Annotated in this window: 15 protein-coding genes; 7 read left to right on the top strand and 8 right to left on the bottom strand. The window is 49.3% G+C overall.

Features of this window, described 5'->3' with window-relative positions; genetic code table 11:
* Positions 1-194 precede the first annotated feature (194 nt).
* Positions 195-1,637, top strand: coding sequence for a glucose-specific PTS transporter subunit IIBC (ptsG, locus tag C9I92_RS14195; protein ID WP_047885420.1), 1,443 nt, complete (start codon positions 195-197; stop codon positions 1,635-1,637).
* A 109-nt stretch (positions 1,638-1,746) separates the two neighbouring features.
* Here the strand turns inward: ptsG and C9I92_RS14190 are convergent, their stop codons facing one another.
* Together C9I92_RS14190 and C9I92_RS14185 are read right to left on the bottom strand one after the other, a co-directional pair.
* Positions 1,747-2,406, bottom strand: coding sequence for a DUF2987 domain-containing protein (locus C9I92_RS14190; protein ID WP_047885419.1), 660 nt, complete (start codon positions 2,404-2,406; stop codon positions 1,747-1,749).
* A 64-nt stretch (positions 2,407-2,470) separates the two neighbouring features.
* Complete coding sequence (locus C9I92_RS14185) at positions 2,471-3,271, bottom strand: DUF2189 domain-containing protein (RefSeq protein ID WP_047885418.1); 801 nt, start codon at positions 3,269-3,271, stop codon at positions 2,471-2,473.
* A gap of 391 nt (positions 3,272-3,662) precedes the next feature.
* On the opposite strand from C9I92_RS14185, the gene potA reads away from it, so the two are divergent.
* The 5 genes from potA (at position 3,663) to C9I92_RS14160 (ending at position 8,921) form a co-directional block, all read left to right on the top strand.
* A complete protein-coding gene (potA, locus tag C9I92_RS14180) occupies positions 3,663-4,781 on the top strand; it encodes a spermidine/putrescine ABC transporter ATP-binding protein PotA (RefSeq protein WP_047885468.1) in 1,119 nt (372 codons plus the stop codon).
* The gene (gene potB / locus C9I92_RS14175) at positions 4,765-5,622 is read left to right on the top strand and encodes a spermidine/putrescine ABC transporter permease PotB (RefSeq protein ID WP_047885417.1); all 858 of its coding nucleotides are present in this window, start codon (positions 4,765-4,767) and stop codon (positions 5,620-5,622) included. Before potA ends, potB begins: the two co-directional genes overlap by 17 nt.
* Positions 5,622-6,392 carry a spermidine/putrescine ABC transporter permease PotC gene (gene potC / locus C9I92_RS14170; protein WP_047885416.1) on the top strand — a complete coding sequence of 257 codons (771 nt, stop codon included), beginning with the start codon at positions 5,622-5,624 and terminating at the stop codon, positions 6,390-6,392. The genes potB and potC overlap by 1 nt, the downstream gene beginning before the upstream one ends.
* 92 nt (positions 6,393-6,484) lie before the next feature.
* The gene (locus C9I92_RS14165; protein WP_047885415.1) at positions 6,485-7,516 is read left to right on the top strand and encodes an extracellular solute-binding protein; all 1,032 of its coding nucleotides are present in this window, start codon (positions 6,485-6,487) and stop codon (positions 7,514-7,516) included.
* A 361-nt stretch (positions 7,517-7,877) separates the two neighbouring features.
* Complete coding sequence (locus C9I92_RS14160) at positions 7,878-8,921, top strand: extracellular solute-binding protein (RefSeq protein WP_047885414.1); 1,044 nt, start codon at positions 7,878-7,880, stop codon at positions 8,919-8,921.
* Positions 8,922-8,996: 75 nt separating this feature from the next.
* Here C9I92_RS14160 and C9I92_RS14155 read toward each other — a convergent pair whose 3' ends face one another.
* Positions 8,997-9,878: a LysR family transcriptional regulator gene (locus C9I92_RS14155; RefSeq protein ID WP_047885413.1), complete on the bottom strand. Its 882-nt coding sequence runs from the start codon at positions 9,876-9,878 to the stop codon at positions 8,997-8,999.
* A 90-nt stretch (positions 9,879-9,968) separates the two neighbouring features.
* Between C9I92_RS14155 and C9I92_RS14150 the strand changes: the two genes are divergently transcribed.
* Positions 9,969-10,391: a PACE efflux transporter gene (locus C9I92_RS14150; protein ID WP_047885412.1), complete on the top strand. Its 423-nt coding sequence runs from the start codon at positions 9,969-9,971 to the stop codon at positions 10,389-10,391.
* Positions 10,392-10,467: 76 nt separating this feature from the next.
* On the opposite strand, the gene C9I92_RS14145 is transcribed toward C9I92_RS14150, so the two are convergent.
* From C9I92_RS14145 to C9I92_RS14125, 5 genes are all read right to left on the bottom strand, one after another.
* Positions 10,468-10,839, bottom strand: a complete 372-nt coding sequence (locus C9I92_RS14145; protein ID WP_047885467.1) for a VOC family protein — start codon at positions 10,837-10,839, stop codon at positions 10,468-10,470.
* A 195-nt stretch (positions 10,840-11,034) separates the two neighbouring features.
* A complete protein-coding gene (cobB, locus tag C9I92_RS14140) occupies positions 11,035-11,748 on the bottom strand; it encodes a Sir2 family NAD+-dependent deacetylase (protein ID WP_047885411.1) in 714 nt (237 codons plus the stop codon).
* A gap of 299 nt (positions 11,749-12,047) precedes the next feature.
* Complete coding sequence (locus C9I92_RS14135; protein ID WP_047885410.1) at positions 12,048-13,124, bottom strand: formate dehydrogenase subunit gamma; 1,077 nt, start codon at positions 13,122-13,124, stop codon at positions 12,048-12,050.
* 92 nt (positions 13,125-13,216) lie between these two features.
* On the bottom strand, positions 13,217-13,834 hold the full coding sequence (fdh3B, locus tag C9I92_RS14130) for a formate dehydrogenase FDH3 subunit beta (protein WP_047885409.1): 618 nt from the start codon (positions 13,832-13,834) through the stop codon (positions 13,217-13,219).
* 12 nt (positions 13,835-13,846) lie between these two features.
* Positions 13,847-16,702: a formate dehydrogenase subunit alpha gene (locus C9I92_RS14125; RefSeq protein WP_047885408.1), complete on the bottom strand. Its 2,856-nt coding sequence runs from the start codon at positions 16,700-16,702 to the stop codon at positions 13,847-13,849.
* Position 16,703 lies beyond the last annotated feature (1 nt).

Raw genomic sequence — 16,703 nt, 5'->3', positions numbered from 1 at the left:
AGAACAGTGACATTACGAAAAGAGTTTGAATCTGTGAAAGAGTTTATCAACCCCATGAATCACAGATACAGCGGTTTTCATTTTATTTTGTAAGCGTTCTCTTACAAACCGACAACCATATCTTACTTAACGAAGCAGTGAGTTAATTACAGTGATAAGGACTCTGAAAAGACAGCATGAATAAGGAATAAATCATGATAAATGCAACCTTTGGACTCCTACAAAAAATCGGGCGGTCATTAATGCTGCCCGTCGCGGTACTCCCGATTGCCGGGCTGTTGCTCGGAATTGGCTCAGCGAATTTTTCCTGGTTACCGGATCTGGTATCCGACATCATGGCCATGTCCGGCGATGCGGTGTTCAGCAACCTGGCCATTATTTTCGCCATCGGTGTTGCCCTTGGGTTAAGTGACAATGACGGGGTTGCCGGATTGGCCGCCACCGTCGGATTTGCCATTCTGACGGCAACCATGGGAGTGATGGCAAAATTTCACGGAATCGAAACAACCACCGTCATCGGTATACCGACCCTCAATACCGGGGTATTTGGCGGGATTATCATCGGTGCTATTGCCTCAGTGATGTACCGCAGGTTCTACAATATCCGGCTTCCGGAATACCTTGGTTTCTTCGCAGGAAAACGTTTCGTGCCGATAGTTACCGGCATCAGTGCTATCGTGCTCGGTATTGTGTTGAGTTACGTCTGGCCACCTATCGGCGGCGTCATTGACAGTTTCTCTCACTGGGCGGCGTACCAGAACCCGACGCTGGCCTTCGGGATTTACGGCCTAGTCGAGCGATCTCTGATTCCTTTCGGCCTGCACCATATCTGGAACGTACCTTTCTTCTTTGAAGTCGGCGAGTATGTTAATCCGGAAACCGGTGCGGTCATTAAAGGGGAAATTCAACGTTATCTGGCGGGTGACCCGACGGCAGGGAATCTGGCTGGTGGTTATATGTATTCCATGTGGGCTCTGCCGGCGGTTGGCCTGGCTATTTACCGTACGGCACGACCTGAAAACAGAGCGATGGTGGGTGGTATCATGGCCTCTGCCGCACTGACTTCCTGGCTGACGGGGATTACAGAACCAATGGAATTCTCGTTCCTGTTTGTTGCGCCCGTGCTGTATGTGATTCATTGCCTGTTAACGGGAATCGGTTTTGCGCTGGTAAGTGCTCTAGATATCCATCACAGTGTCACTTTTGCCCATGGCGCGATCGATTTTCTTATCTATTATCCGCTTTCACAAAATGCCTGGTTGTTCATTGTTATCGGCCCGATGTGGTTCCTGCTGTATTACACAATTTTCCGCACCCTGATCATTAAGCTCAATCTGATGACTCCTGGACGCGAGTCTGAATCCAAAACGGTAAATGAGCTGAACATTGTCGATTCTGAACTGGCTGAACAACTGATTCAGAAAATGGGTGGTAAAGAGAACATTAAAAGCGTGGACGCTTGTATTACCCGCCTTCGGGTTACTCTGCATGATATTAAACGGGCTGATATCGGTGGAATCAAATCGCTGGGTGCACGGGAAGTGCTGGTGATTGGTGACAACCTGCAGGCAATCTTCGGCACCCAGTCAGATCACATCAAGTCAGAAATACATGTACTGATGGCAGAGAGCTATTAACGCCTGATTTAATACCTACTTCAGTGACAAAAAAACGGCCTGAGTGAATCAGGCCGTTTTTGTTTTAGCGCGTTTAATTGGGCGAGTTGATTATGCGTTCGTCAAACTCTCAGGATTTTGGGATCCAGGGGGTCACCTTAACCACATCATCCGGTAACTTAACCACTTCTCCCGCTGATAGCGCATCAAGTTTCAGGATCACTTTATTACCCTGAGCTTCAGCGACACCGCCACTGGCAAGGCTGATACCAGCCTGCAGAGGCTGGTCAAAATGCAGTACCACACCGCCAACTTTAGGCATGAACCACTTAGAGAACATGCCACCTAAATCCGACAGCAGTTTGTCCATCTGAGGTGCCAGGGACTGTACCTGCGCCTGGCTGATCTGACGGCCGTATTCCGATGTTGCGATCACTTGCATCGACACATCACAGGTAATGCCATCATCGACCACAAAGGTCACATCCGGATTGGCCTGACGCAAGTTTGAATCCAGAGGAACGACCAGCGCATTGTCAGCCGGTATGTTGAGTTCTTCATAATGTTTGTCTTTCTGCATCCAGCCTTTGTGGATTTTACAGACGCTACCGTCACGCTGATCCAGCAGATAAAACGCGATTTTGACATCATCATGCCCTTCTTCGGCATTCTGTTTCAGCTTGCCAAATAAGGTGCTGTAGCGCATCTCAATATTTTGAGCAAATGCTGTCGATGTCATCATCGCAGAGCCGGCGAGGCAACCGACTAACAGCCAATGGGTGTACTTCATCCTATATCCTTGGCACTAACAATCACATGTAAATCCGATTTGGGTGACACCTTACATTGTTCTGTCACGCGTTGAAAACTTTAGAGTTATCACCATTGTCAGAATGGTGATCGTCGTTTCCTTTTTTAACCGTTGTTACCTGCAACGTGATACCGAACAAGTTACGGTAAATAATCGCTTTCACGTTAAAGAAAAACGGCAGCGTCCAGATCAGGCCAATCCCTGCTGTTGCAAACGACACAATGAACATTGTCAGGATCACAACGAAGATGGCGGTCATCGGCAGTAATTTACGTACAGTTGCCATCAACGAGAATTGGATAGCTTTCAGCGGCGAAACACGCTTTTCACACACCAGAATGATCGCCATGCTAAAGCCCATCGACAGCATCAGCCCCAGAATCGGGAACAGCGCGTTGCCGATACCCTGTAACGACGATGCCAGAAGCATGGTCACTATCGACACGATGGTATAAGGGAACCCTTTAACCAGATGGCTGGGTTTACTCGGCAAGCCGACAGCATGGTTCAGTGCCATCAGGCTGACACCGGCATAAAGCGGCGCACTGAGTACATCTGACCAGAAGTTAGCCATATAGCCAGCTTCAACTATCGCACCCGAAATTTCACCACCCTGAATAATGGCGTCAAAGAATACTGCGGGACTTCCCAGCTGAACCTGTAATGCCAGCATCAGCAATGCAAGCTGTGCCAGAAACAAACCAATGATGGCCGGTAAAAAGGTCAGAAAATTTTTGGCGGTAATGCGCCAAGCTTCCTGCAATACATCGAGTGAACGAAGTTCAACTTCACCTTTAACCGCTTTATCGATTGAACCACCGACATGGAATGTTTTGTTATTCATCACATTTTCACTATTTTTTGATACTAAGATTGGAGATTGTACGCCAGACAGCGACGAGAAAGAAATATAGCATGACATCGTCATCAGCCTGACACACCCAACTGGCTGACTAAAGGTGTAAAACTTTATGAAAATCAGGGCTAAAAGCCAATCCATACACCGTACGCAAAAGATACGCTTTGACTTTGATTTTATTATGTTTTTTACCAACCACACCTCATCCTGACGCCCAGAAAAGTTTGAGTGCTAAAGAATGATCGAAATTGGTGAAAAAAATCGGCAAAAAACGCTTTAAATTACACGTTTAGGGGTCTATCATGCGCCCCCTAAATTCATCCAAACAATCAGGGGGGAATGACCTATGACACCCCTAGGTGGAGATCTCGTAGAATTGAACGCTGCAGAAACAACAAAAGCACCGGTAGTTCAGCTTAAAGGGCTGAGCAAAAGCTTCGATGGCAAACAAATCATCGCCGGTCTTGATCTGAATGTTAACGATGGTGAGTTCCTTACCATCCTGGGTCCATCAGGCTGTGGTAAAACAACTGTACTAAGGTTGATTGCCGGCTTTGAAAATGCCGACGAAGGTCAAGTTGTTCTTGCGGGTAAGGATGTGACTTACATTCCTGCCGAGCACCGCAACGTTAATACGGTTTTCCAAAGTTACGCACTTTTCCCACACATGACGGTTTTTGAAAACGTTGCATTCGGTCTGCGCATGCAGAAAGTTGCCGCGAATGAAATCGAACCGCGTGTACTGGAAGCCCTGCGCATGGTTCAGCTGGATCAGTTTGCCCAACGTAAACCCCATCAGCTTTCCGGTGGTCAGCAGCAGCGTGTTGCAATTGCACGTGCCGTTGTGAACAAGCCGAAAGTTCTGCTGCTGGACGAATCGCTGTCAGCTCTGGATTACAAACTGCGTAAGCAAATGCAGATTGAGCTAAAACAGCTGCAACGTAAGCTGGGTATCACTTTCATCTTCGTCACGCACGATCAGGAAGAAGCCCTGTCAATGTCTGACCGTATTATTGTTATGCGTTCAGGTAAAGTTGAGCAGGACGGCAGCCCTCGTGAAATTTACGAAGAGCCGGCTAACCTGTTTGTTGCTCGCTTTATCGGTGAGATCAACGTGTTTGATGCCGTTGTGACAGAACGTCTGGACGACAAACGTATCATGGCGAATGTTGAAGGTCGTCCTGCCCTGCTTCACTGTGATCTGCCTGTTATGGTTGGCGACAGCGTGAAAGTTCTGCTTCGTCCGGAAGATATCCGACTCGAAGAGATCAACAATGGCGATGAAGCGAAAGGCCTGATTGGATACGTACGTGATCGTACCTACAAGGGCATGACACTGGATTCTGTTGTTGAGCTGGAATCCGGCACTTCCGTGATGGTCAGCGAATTCTTCAACGAAGATGATCCGGACGTCGACCACTCCCTGGATCAGAAAGTGGCCATTACTTGGGTTGATAGTTGGGAAGTGGTACTGGCAGATGAAAAAGACGCTTAATCTTCAGAACATCATCATCACAATCATTGTTAGTTGGTTGTTGGTGTTTGTGTTCGCACCGAACCTGATGATCATCGGAACCAGTTTCCTGACTCGGGATGAAGCGAACCTGATCGACATGACCTTCACGCTGGATAACTACATCCGCTTGTTTGATCCGCTATACGCGAAGGTGATGCTGCACTCGTTCTACATGGCGCTGGTGGCTACCCTGCTGTGTCTGCTGGTGGGTTACCCGTTCGCTTATGCGATTGCGAAAATGCCGGAAAAATGGCGTCCGTTCATGCTTTTCCTGGTAATCGTACCGTTCTGGACGAACTCTCTGATTCGTACTTACGGCCTGAAGATTATGCTGGGTACTCAAGGGATCCTGAACCAGAGCCTGATGTACCTGAATATCATCGATCGTCCGCTGCGTATTATGTACACCGAGTATGCAGTCATGATTGGTCTGGTTTACATCCTGCTGCCATTCATGGTGCTGCCGTTGTATTCGGCGATTGAAAAGCTGGATCACAACTACATCGAGGCGGCGCGCGATCTTGGTGCCAACAAGTTCCAGACGTTTATTAAAGTCATTATCCCGCTGACTATGCCAGGGATCATTGCCGGCTCTCTGCTGGTACTGCTACCTGCGCTGGGTATGTTCTATGTGTCTGACCTGCTGGGCGGCGCGAAGAACCTGCTGATCGGTAACGTGATTAAGAGCCAGGTGCTTAATGCGCGTGACTGGCCATTCGGTGCGGCAACCAGTATCGCACTGACTGTAGCCATGGCCGTAATGCTGTATGCCTACTACCGTGCAGGCAAGTTACTGAACCGTAAAGTGGAGCTGGAATAATGGGACGCGCCTTTAAATTCAGTTTTATGACTGTGGTGTATGCTTTTCTGTATACTCCGATTATTATCCTGATTGTGAACTCCTTCAACGCCAGCAAGTTTGGTATGAAATGGGGTGGTTTCACAACCAAGTGGTATCACCAGTTGGTGAGCAACGACAGCCTGATGCAGGCCGCCTGGCACTCGCTGAACATTGCTGTGTTTTCAGCAACAGCCGCAGCCATTATTGGCAGCCTGACCGCCGTAGCCCTGTTCCGCTACCAGTTCCGTGGCAAAAACTTTGTTAACGGTATGCTGTTTGTGGTGATGATGTCTCCGGATATCGTAATGGCAATCTCGCTGCTGGCTTTGTTCATCCTGATTGGCGCAGAACTTGGGTTCCTGACCCTGCTTCTGTCTCACATCACCTTCTGTCTGCCATTTGTGGTTGTGACGGTCTACAGCCGTCTGAAAGGATTTGATGTGAAAATGCTGGAAGCTGCCCGTGACCTGGGCGCCAGCGAGTGGGTGATTCTGAAACAGATCATTCTGCCACTGGCGAAACCTGCTGTTTTTGCAGGCTGGTTGTTGAGCTTTACACTGTCTCTGGACGATGTCATTGTAAGCTCATTTGTGACGGGTCCGAGCTACGAAATTTTGCCGCTGAAGATTTACTCAATGGTGAAAGTCGGCGTGTCACCGGAAGTGAATGCACTGGCAACGATTATGCTGCTGGTATCTCTGGTGATGGTCGTCAGCTCACAGCTTCTTGCACGCGAAAAGATTAAATAATTTGGCAATCAGCCAATAAACGAGCAAGTGGTCCTGTTCAGGCCACTTGTTTTTTATCAGCACCCTAAACGGGTTTTGGAGATGATAATCCAATGAAAAAATGGTCCGCTTTTCTCACCGGTACTGCATGCGCAGCAGCAATGTTCACGAGCTTTGCTCATGCAGAAGACAAGGAATTGGTATTTATGAACTGGGGTCCGTACATTTCTACGGAACTTCGTGAACAGTTCACTAAAGAAACTGGTATTAAAGTGATTTATTCGACTTACGAGTCGAACGAGACTATGTACGCTAAGCTGAAAGCGCACCCTGAAGGTTACGACCTGGTTGTGCCATCAACTTACTTCGTGGCCAAAATGCGCGATGAAGGCATGTTACAGAAGATCGATAAATCAAAGCTAGCCAACTTTAAAGAGCTTGATAAGAACTATCTGGACAAGCCTTTTGACCCGAAAAACGATTACTCAATTCCTCACGTAATCGCGATGACAGGTCTGGCAGTCAACACAGACATGTACAACCCAGATGATTTCGATAGCTGGGCTGATCTGTGGAATCCAGAGCTGAAAGGCCAGCTGATGCTGATGGATGACACCCGTGAGGTGTTCCACATTGCACTGCGTAAATTGGGTTACTCTGGTAACACAACAGATCCGAAGCAAATTGACGAAGCTTACGAAGAGCTGAAAAAGCTGATGCCAAACGTATTGGTGTTCAACTCAGACAACCCTGCTGCGCCTTACATGGCAGGTGAAGTGGGTCTGGGCATGCTGTGGAACGGCTCTGCAGCCGCGGCTCAGCGTGAAGGTCTGCCAATTAAACTGATTTGGCCAAAAGAAGGCGGTATCTTCTGGGTAGACAGCCTGGCAATCGCGAAAAACGCGAAAAACGTCGAGGCTGCTCACAAGATGATTGACTTCCTGCTGCGTCCGGAAATTGCAGCCAAAATCTCTGAAGATACTGGCTACCTGACTGCGGTTGAAGCCTCGAACGCGAAATACAAAGACAACCCTACTCTGTTCCCACCACAAGAAGATCTTGACCGTGGTGAGTGGCAGGACTCGGTTGGCGACATGAACGTCCGTTACGAAAACTACTTCCTGAAACTGAAAGCAGGTCAGTAATCTTCGTTCTGTAACAAGATATTTCAGGCAGCCTACATGGCTGCCTTTTTTGTATCTGATTGCTGAGCTAACTGTGTATTAATACCCCACCTGATAGTGATGGTTTTGATTTACCTTATCTTTTCGTCCCTGTTCCCTGTTATAATCAGTCCTTAAATGCCTGTGTTTAGCAGGCTTTTTGCTGCCAATCGGCGCAAGATGCAGTAGCAGTAATCCGTTCATGATCCGGTCGAACACTGGATTATTCATCACTTTGTAGGAGAAGCGGTAAGTATTCAGCCTATCATGTAATTCATGAACCTATTTGGATACATTCGCTAGAGAGCACTCTCAAAAATCCTGTTAATTGGAGCATATCACAATGAAAAAATGGTCTTCTTTAATGACCGGTGGTGTCTGTGCCATGGCAATGTTTTCCGGCCTGGCTAACGCGGCAGACAAAGAACTGTATTTCTACAACTGGTCTGAATACATTCCTCAGGAAGTTCTGGAGCAGTTCACCAAAGAAACGGGCATTAAAGTGATTTACTCGACTTACGAGTCGAATGAAACCATGTACGCAAAACTGAAGACGCACGGTGACGGTTATGATTTAGTCGTTCCTTCTACCTACTACGTCACAAAGATGCGTGAAGAAAATATGCTTCAAAAAATCGACAAATCGAAGTTGCCGCATTTCGAAGACATCGATCCTAACTTCCTGCACAAGCCGTTTGACCCGCAAAACGATTACTCTATCCCTTACATCTGGGGCGCGACCGGTATTGGTGTAAACACAGAAGTGATGAACAAAGCTGAAATCACCAGCTGGGCAGATCTGTGGGATCCTAAGTGGGAAGGCCAGCTGATGATGATGGATGATGCTCGCGAGTTCTTCCACATTGCTCTGCGCAAGCTAGGTTACTCTGCAAACACCACGAAACCTGAAGAAATCAAAGCCGCTTACGAAGAGCTGAAAAAACTGATGCCAAATGTGTTGGTTTTCAACTCTGATTACCCTGCTAACCCATATATGGCGGGTGAAACGTCGCTGGGCATGCTGTGGAATGGCTCGGCCTACATGGCGCGTCAGGAAGGCGCACCAATCGATATCGTATGGCCGAAAGAAGGCGCGATTTTCTGGATGGACAGCATTTCTATCCCAGCAACCGCCAAAAACGTTGACGCTGCCCATCAGATGATCGATTTCCTGCTACGCCCTGAAAACGCAGCCAAACTGGCTCTGGAAATTGGCTACCCGACACCTGTTGCAACAGCGAAAAAACTGCTGCCAGCGGAGTTCGTGAACGATCCTAGCATCTACCCGCCACAAGCAGTGATGGACGCTGGCGAATGGCAAAACAGTGTGGGTGAAGCAAACACACTGTACGAAGAGTACTTCCAGAAGCTGAAAGCAGGCCAGTAATCGCCTCGCCTATCTGAGACAGCACTTTTTATACCAAGCCCGGTTACCGGGCTTTTTTATATCTGCTTGCTGGAGCTATTTCTCATCCAGCAGCGTCAGTAACGCCTGCCGGAGCCAAGTCGCTGCCGGGCCTGTTTTTAATCGCTTAGGGGTTACACATTCAACCGGTACGCTCCAGGGCTTATGATCAAAAGTCACCGGTAAGGCATGCAGATTACCTGCGGCAATACCGGCTTTCGCCATATGCGTCGGTAAATAAGCCCACCCCAGACAGCGCTCTGTGTATTTCATCAGCATTGCAAAGCTACTGGCGCTCCAAAGCTGCGCGGAAACCTGCTCGAAGTGCGGCTGGATTTTATCGCTGCCGCTCTGGATAACGAGCTGACGATGGGGAATTAAGTCGGTCGGCTCTATCCGCCCCACTTTAGCCAGCGGATGCGCTACACCAACCACAGCCATAAACGTCATGTTGCCGATATAACACACGCTGGCATCCTGGTTAAGCGTCAGCTCGCTCAGCATTAAGCCAATATTCGCCTTCCCCTGACTGATTAATCCGACGATGTCACAGCTGGCCGCACTGATCACATTCAAAGATGTTGAGGGAAACTGCACTGCGAATTCATCAATCACCGAGAAAAGTCGGTCAACTTCCAAGCCATCATCGGTGACCAGTGTCAGCTGAGTTTCTTCCTGCCGACTCAATGCACTGGCAGCGCGCTCCATTTCCTGTGTTTGCTGAAGGATAGCCTCCGCAAAAGACAACAGATGTTGCCCTTCAGGAGTCAGCGTTGGTTTGCGCGTTGAGCGATCAAACAAGGTGACGTTAAGGTCAATCTCAAGGTTGGCGATTCCCTGACTGACCGCCGACTGTACCTTACCTAACTGTCTGGCACAGGCTGAAAATGAACCGGTTCTAGCAACCGCCACAAACATGTTGAGGTGTTCAAGATTCATCGTTCTATCAATAAAAGTGATATTAACTAACTGGTATCAATCATATATCAAGATAGATTAGAGGCATACTTTAGTCAGCAGGAAAACAACATGTCTGTTAAAGAACGTATTCTTCACTCTGTATTATTCGAATTATTTGCACTGAGTCTCATGATGCTGGGCGCGAAACTGTTTACTCAGCATAACCCCGCTGAAATCGGCGCTATCGGTTTTGCCTTGTCGCTTATGGCTATGACCTGGAACTACCTGTACAACTTGATGTTCGACCGCCTGTTCGGTGCAGAACGGTTATCTCGAACGCTGATTACACGTATTTCGCATGCGCTGGGATTTGAAGGCGGGTTATTGCTTGTGACCATTCCGTTCCTGATGTGGGCCTTACAGCTGGATTTCTGGACGGTACTGATTCTGGATATCAGCGTAGTCCTGTTTTTCCTGGTCTATGCGCTGATTTTTAACTGGAGCTACGATCTTCTGCGTGTGAAATGGTTCGGGCAGTACGCTGAAGCATAAAGAACATATCTCGAAACACTAAGCAGTGAACGAGCAGGCGGGACAGTATTTCCGCCTGCTCTGTTTACCTGTTTGTTTACAAAACATAGACACTGACCTCAATCAGGTTCTTATCCGGATCCAGGAAATAGACAGATTCAATGTCCCCAACCGCACCTGACTTGCTGACCGGGCCTTCGACAATCTCTACACCTTCCTGAACCAAATGCGCAATCACCGCTTCAAGTGACCAATGGGTAATCAGACACAGATCCCCCGACCCGACTTGGGCATGATTTCTGGGTTCTTGTCCGAGGGTTTGCAGATTAATTTTCTGATTGCCAAATCGTAATGCCTTCCGCCCGTTAGCAAAACTGATGGCTTCCATACCAAACACCCGCACATAAAACTGCAGTGAAACGTCGATATCAGAGACGGTCAGAACCACGTGATCAATATGACTTATCATTTTCCTTTCATTCATACAACGATCTCCTTGCCTGCTTCTAGCTTGTTCAGCTTTCTCGCATCATTCACCGAAGAGTCAAAAAGCGTTAATCATCCGGAACAAGTATCGTGCTAAATAAAAAAGCATCAGGTTTTGCCTGATGCTTTTTCGTCATGGATATACGTCTGCAAGATACAAGCGAACTAGCGACGTGAATTAGCCTTCCAGAATCTCATGGATATACTCAGGGACGATTACTGAAGCCGGGCCATAGCGTTTTTCAGTAAACTCACTTTCTACCTCACTGGGTTCGAGATTTAACTCAACCGTGTGTGCGCCATGTAAGGCAGCTTCATGGACAAATCCTGCTGCCGGGTATACTGCACCCGATGTCCCGATAGAAATAAACAAGTCAGCTTCCATTAGCGCCTGGTGAATACGGTCCATGCCAATTGGCATCTCACCAAACCACACCACATTAGGTCGTAGTGGCGAAGGCAGCTGACAGCAATGGCAATGATCATCCTGAGACAGGTCGCCACTCCATTCAATTGTCTGGCCGGTTCGGCTGCATTGCGCTTTCAGCAATTCACCATGCATGTGGATGACGTTTTTACTGCCAGCTTCTTCATGCAAGTTATCAATATTCTGCGTGACGACCGTGACTTTACCGTCCAGCTCTTTTTCAAGGCGAGCCAAAGCTTTATGCGCAGCATTGGGAAACACCGTCCCGCTTTCCAGCTGCTGCCTGCGTTGATTATAAAAGCTCTGCACCAAACCCGGATCTCGGTGGTAGCCTTCCGGCGTAGCCACATCTTCTATACGGTGGTTTTCCCATAAGCCGTCCTGATCTCGAAAGGTACGAATGCCTGACTCAGCTGAGATACCGGCGCCGGTTAACACAACAATATTTCGATATGGGAATTTCATGATGGCATCCTTACAAAATCATTCTCCTATAGACTTTATACCATTGTTTTTATGTTGATATAAGTTTGAGGCTTACGACATTAGTCTTAAAGTTATCATCAAATACAAAGTTATAGTGCACTAGACACCTTTTTATGAAGATACAGACCGACAAACACAGCAGAAATAAAAACAGGCCAACCACGATACGTAGTTGGCCTGCTATGCCGAGTGTATTCCGTTTGGGTTTCAATTCATCCATTGCCACTGCGACAAGACGTAGCGGCTATGACTCAATGAACACCCTCCGGCGTAAATGGTTACACGTTATCCTTTACGGTCTTCCCTTTACGGGCAGCTTCAGCGTTTACATCATAACCCGGCTGGTTTTCAGGCAGATCTTTGACCTCTTCATACCACAGATCATGGTGCTCTTTCGCCCATGTCTCATCCACTTCACCTGTGACCATGCCATCAAGGGCAGCTTCCATCCCGAACAGACCGATGTATATGTGGAAGATAAATCCACAAATCAGAATCAGTGCTGAGAACATATGCACCAGATTAGAAAGCTCCATATCAGCACGGGTCTGCCCGAAGATAGGAAAATCCAGCACAAAGCCGCTGACAGCAATGAACAGACCGAAGAAAATCAACAGCCAGTAAATCACCTTTTCACCGCCATTCGAGAATCCGGCTGACGGATGCGACCCTTTGTGTTTCCCCATCATGCCGCCCATTTTCATGAACCATTGCAGATCCACTTTGGTAAATAGGCTCTTTCTCCACCATTTCAGCAACATCACAGTCAGCAGTACGGCAAACAGCGGCCCCATGTAGTTATGGTACTGTTTGGCTGCATAGATAATCCAACCCCACAGTTCCGTTGGTACCACAGGCTTAATAAAGTGTTTGCCGTACACAATAGTGAGGCCACTGAAAGCGAGCGTCAAAAAGGTAAAGGCCATACTCCAGTGCAGTGCCCTGTCCCAGCGACTCCAGCGCTTGATTTTTCGCCCGGTTTTCGGGGCGCTCAGTTTGATGGGTCCGACCAAAACGTAAGCCAGCCCAACCAGTACCAGGCTGCCGAAAATCGCCAGTGCCCCTAACGGCGACATCCATTTTTCTTTCAGAATGTACCAGGTCTGCCCCGGCACCCGAATCAACACGCCATGTTCTGGTGATTTTGACGTGGTATAGCCTTCCTGGCCATCTTTTACCATGCGCCAGTAGTCAGCCCCCGCAAAGCCAACGGCTTCACGCTGTACAACCGATTCACCCAGACGCGTACTTTCTTTGCTGGCATCGGATTCGTCGGCGGCGAACACCGATACAGAAAGCATCAACACAAAAGCGGTGCAGAGCATCGTCAGCCAGCGTTGCATTCGCTTAGTCATAAAACTCCCGACTGTAAAAAACAGTGTTAACTCTGAGGCTGACCAGCCCTGCCCCTGTCAGAAACAAGCTCAGAGTCGGTCAGCACGTTCACTCAGGCTTTGCGTACCTGACCGGCGTCGTACGCCAGATCATCCGCATTGGCCCATCCGGCTTCTTTCGCTCCACGCGCAACAACACGCTGGCGATAGACGTCAGAGATTTTCGCCGCATCACCAGCCAGCAGCGCTTTGGTTGAACACAGAGATGCACACATTGGCAGTTTACCTTCCGCAATACGGTTGGCTCCGTATTTCTGACGCTCTTCCACCGAGCCGTTTTCCACTTCCGGCCCACCGGCGCAGAAGGTGCACTTGTCCATCTTGCCACGTTCAGCAAATGCCGTTTGTTTCGGGAACTGCGGCGCACCAAACGGGCAAGCAAACAGACAGTAACCACAACCGATGCAGAGATCTTTGTTGTGCAGCACAATGCCATCTTCCGTCTGAACAAAGCAGTCAGCCGGGCACACCGCCATACAAGGCGCGTCACTGCAGTGCATGCAGGCAACGGAGATTGAATTTTCATTCGGCTCGCCGTCGTTCAGTGTCACCACGCGGCGGCGCTGAATACCCCATTCCAGTGCATCATCGTTTTCGTTTTTACAAGCTGTCACACAACCGTTGCATTCAATACAACGCTTTGAGTCACAAAGAAATTTCATACGTGCCATCTGAGTGACTCCTTATGCTTTACTGATTTTACAAAGGGTAACTTTGGTTTCCTGCATCTGAGTCACAGGGTCATAACCATAGGTTGTCGCGGTGTTAGCCGCCTCACCGGAAATATACGGTGCCGAGCCTTCCGGATAATTCGGACGCAGGTCGGTGCCTTCGAAATACCCACCGAAGTGGAAAGGAATGAAGGCCATTCCCGGTTTCACCCGTCGGGTTACCATGGCTTTCACGCGGATACGGCCCTTCTCGGCACCTTCTACCCACACCATGTCACCATCTTTGAAGCCGATATCGTTGGCATCTTTCGGGTTCACTTCAACAAACATTTCCTGCTGCAGCTCAGCCAGCCAAGGATTCGAGCGGGTTTCATCACCGCCTCCTTCATATTCCACCAAACGACCGGAAGTCAGTACGATTGGGTATTCGCCGGACACATCTTTATCTTGGATAGACTTGTACAATGTCGGCAGACGGAACATTGCCTGACTGTCTTCCCAGGTCGGATAATCCGCGACCAGATCGCGGCGAGGGGTATACAGCGGCTCACGATGCAGAGGAACGGCATCCGGGAATGTCCAGACCACCGCACGGGCTTTGGCGTTACCGAACGGAATACAACCATGTTTAATCGCAACACGCTGGATACCGCCGGACAGATCGGTCTTCCAGTTTTTACCTTCCGCCAGCGCTTTTTCTTCCTCGGTCAGATCATCCCACCAACCCAGTTGCTTGAGCATTTTGTCGGTAAACTCGGGGAAGCCATCTTCCAGCTCACAACCCAGCGAGAAGCTGTCTTCAGCCAGCAGGCTTTCTCCGTTGCGTTCCACACCAAAGCGGGCACGGAAGTTACCGCCCCCACGGGCGACGGTTTTGGATGTGTCATACAGGATATGGGTGCCCGGGTGCTTCATCTCCGGGGTGCCCCAACACGGCCAAGGCAGACCATAGGTTTCCCCGTTGGCCACACCACCCTCTGCTTCCAGCGTGGTCTTGTTAAAGGTGTGCCAGTTCTGCTGGTGCGCTTTTAGTCGCTCCGGACTTTGACCGGTATAACCGATCGTCCACATTCCTCGGTTGTATTCACGCACGATGTCTTCAATAACCGGCTGGTTATTTTCCACCCGAATGTTTTTACACAGCTGCTCGGCCAGACCAAGTTTCTTCGCCAGCAGGTACATAATTTCATGGTCAGGTTTTGACTCGAATAGCGGCTCAATCACCTGATCTCGCCACTGAACTGAACGGTTGGTTGCCGTCACTGAACCTGTGGTTTCAAATTGGGTTGTCGCCGGCAGAATGTACACATTGTCTTTACGGCCATGCATTACGGCGGCAACGCCCGGATATGGGTCAACAATCACCATCATATCCAGTTTTTCCATCGCCTTTTTCATCTCAGTACCACGGGTTTGCGAGTTCACCGCATGGCCCCAGAAGAACATGGCGCGGATGTTGTCGTTCTGCTCGATGTTGGCTTTATCTTCCAGCACCCCGTCAATCCAGCGTGATACCGGAATACCGGCACTGTTCATCGGTTTCTTGCCGTTATATTCGTTGTTATCGAATCGCGATTTCAGCCACTCATAATCCACACCCCAGACGGTTGACCAGTGCTGCCATGCCCCATCCGCCAAACCGTAGTAGCCCGGCAGGTTGTCAGACAGCACGCCAAAGTCCGTCGCGCCCTGTACGTTATCGTGACCACGGAAAATGTTCGCGCCACCGCCCGACTTGCCGAGGTTACCCAACGCCAGTTCAAGAATGCAGTACGCACGGGTGTTGTTGTTACCTGTGGTGTGCTGAGTCCCCCCCATACACCAAACCACACAGCCCGGACGGTTTTCAGACAGCATTTTTGCGGTCTGATACACATCGGATTCAGCCACGCCGGTGACGCGCTCTACTTCATCCGGTGTCCAGCGCGCAACTTCTTCGCGCACTTGATCCATTCCCCAGACACGCTGACGAATAAACTCTTTATCTTCCCAGCCGTTTTTGAAGATGTGGTACAGCACGCCCCAGATAAAGGCCACGTCGGAACCCGGACGTAAAGACACATACAAGTCCGACTTCGCCGCGGTGCGCGTACGACGCGGGTCAACCACCACGATCTTGCAACTGTTCTGCTCTTTAGCGATCAGAATATGTTGCATCGCAACCGGGTGAGCTTCCGCCGGGTTAGAGCCAATGAACAGGATCGACTTACAATTGTGCATGTCGTTCAGCGAGTTGGTCATCGCACCGTAACCCCAGGTATTGGCTACCCCGGCAACCGTGGTGGAGTGACAAATACGCGCCTGGTGGTCAATATTGTTGGTTCCCCAAATCGACGCCAGTTTACGGAACAGGTAAGCCTGCTCATTGTTGTGTTTTGCCGAACCCAGCCAGTACACAGAGTCCGGGCCGGATTCTTCACGAATTTTCATGATCTGCTGGCTGACTTCGTCCAGTGCCTGTTCCCAGCTCAGCTTTTTCCATTTGCCGTCCACCAGCTTCATCGGGTATTTCACCCGGCGTTCACCGTGTCCGTGTTCACGCAGCGCGGCCCCTTTCGCACAGTGGCCACCGGCATTAAACGGGTGATCAAAGGCTGGCTCCTGCCCCGTCCAGACCCCTTCCTGAACTTCAGCATAGATACCGCAACCCACCGAGCAGTGTGAGCAGATTGTCCGTTTAACTTCTGTCGGAGACTGGGGATCGACGGTTTTAGCTTCGGCTTTTTTCATCATTCCCGGCGCAAATAAACCGGCACCGGCAACACCACCAGCCGCAGCCAGTGACGAGTTACGCAAAAATGAGCGACGTGAAATACCAAACTGGTTTTCATCCTTGCTTACGTTGTCGGAACGTTTTGTCAATTTCATG

This window comes from Photobacterium ganghwense, assembly GCF_003025595.1.
GTDB classification, from domain to species: domain Bacteria; phylum Pseudomonadota; class Gammaproteobacteria; order Enterobacterales; family Vibrionaceae; genus Photobacterium; species Photobacterium ganghwense.
This window is presented reverse-complemented; position numbering and strand designations above follow the sequence as displayed.

Coding starts and splice junctions, on each gene's coding strand:
- ptsG (WP_047885420.1), top strand. CDS start 195: ATGATAAATGCAACCTTTGGACTCCTACAAAAAATCGGGCGGTCATTA.
- C9I92_RS14190 (WP_047885419.1), bottom strand. CDS start 2,406: ATGAAGTACACCCATTGGCTGTTAGTCGGTTGCCTCGCCGGCTCTGCG.
- C9I92_RS14185 (WP_047885418.1), bottom strand. CDS start 3,271: ATGAATAACAAAACATTCCATGTCGGTGGTTCAATCGATAAAGCGGTT.
- potB (WP_047885417.1), top strand. CDS start 4,765: ATGAAAAAGACGCTTAATCTTCAGAACATCATCATCACAATCATTGTT.
- potC (WP_047885416.1), top strand. CDS start 5,622: ATGGGACGCGCCTTTAAATTCAGTTTTATGACTGTGGTGTATGCTTTT.
- C9I92_RS14165 (WP_047885415.1), top strand. CDS start 6,485: ATGAAAAAATGGTCCGCTTTTCTCACCGGTACTGCATGCGCAGCAGCA.
- C9I92_RS14160 (WP_047885414.1), top strand. CDS start 7,878: ATGAAAAAATGGTCTTCTTTAATGACCGGTGGTGTCTGTGCCATGGCA.
- C9I92_RS14155 (WP_047885413.1), bottom strand. CDS start 9,878: ATGAATCTTGAACACCTCAACATGTTTGTGGCGGTTGCTAGAACCGGT.
- C9I92_RS14150 (WP_047885412.1), top strand. CDS start 9,969: ATGTCTGTTAAAGAACGTATTCTTCACTCTGTATTATTCGAATTATTT.
- C9I92_RS14145 (WP_047885467.1), bottom strand. CDS start 10,839: ATGATAAGTCATATTGATCACGTGGTTCTGACCGTCTCTGATATCGAC.
- cobB (WP_047885411.1), bottom strand. CDS start 11,748: ATGAAATTCCCATATCGAAATATTGTTGTGTTAACCGGCGCCGGTATC.
- C9I92_RS14135 (WP_047885410.1), bottom strand. CDS start 13,124: ATGACTAAGCGAATGCAACGCTGGCTGACGATGCTCTGCACCGCTTTT.
- fdh3B (WP_047885409.1), bottom strand. CDS start 13,834: ATGGCACGTATGAAATTTCTTTGTGACTCAAAGCGTTGTATTGAATGC.
- C9I92_RS14125 (WP_047885408.1), bottom strand. CDS start 16,702: ATGAAATTGACAAAACGTTCCGACAACGTAAGCAAGGATGAAAACCAG.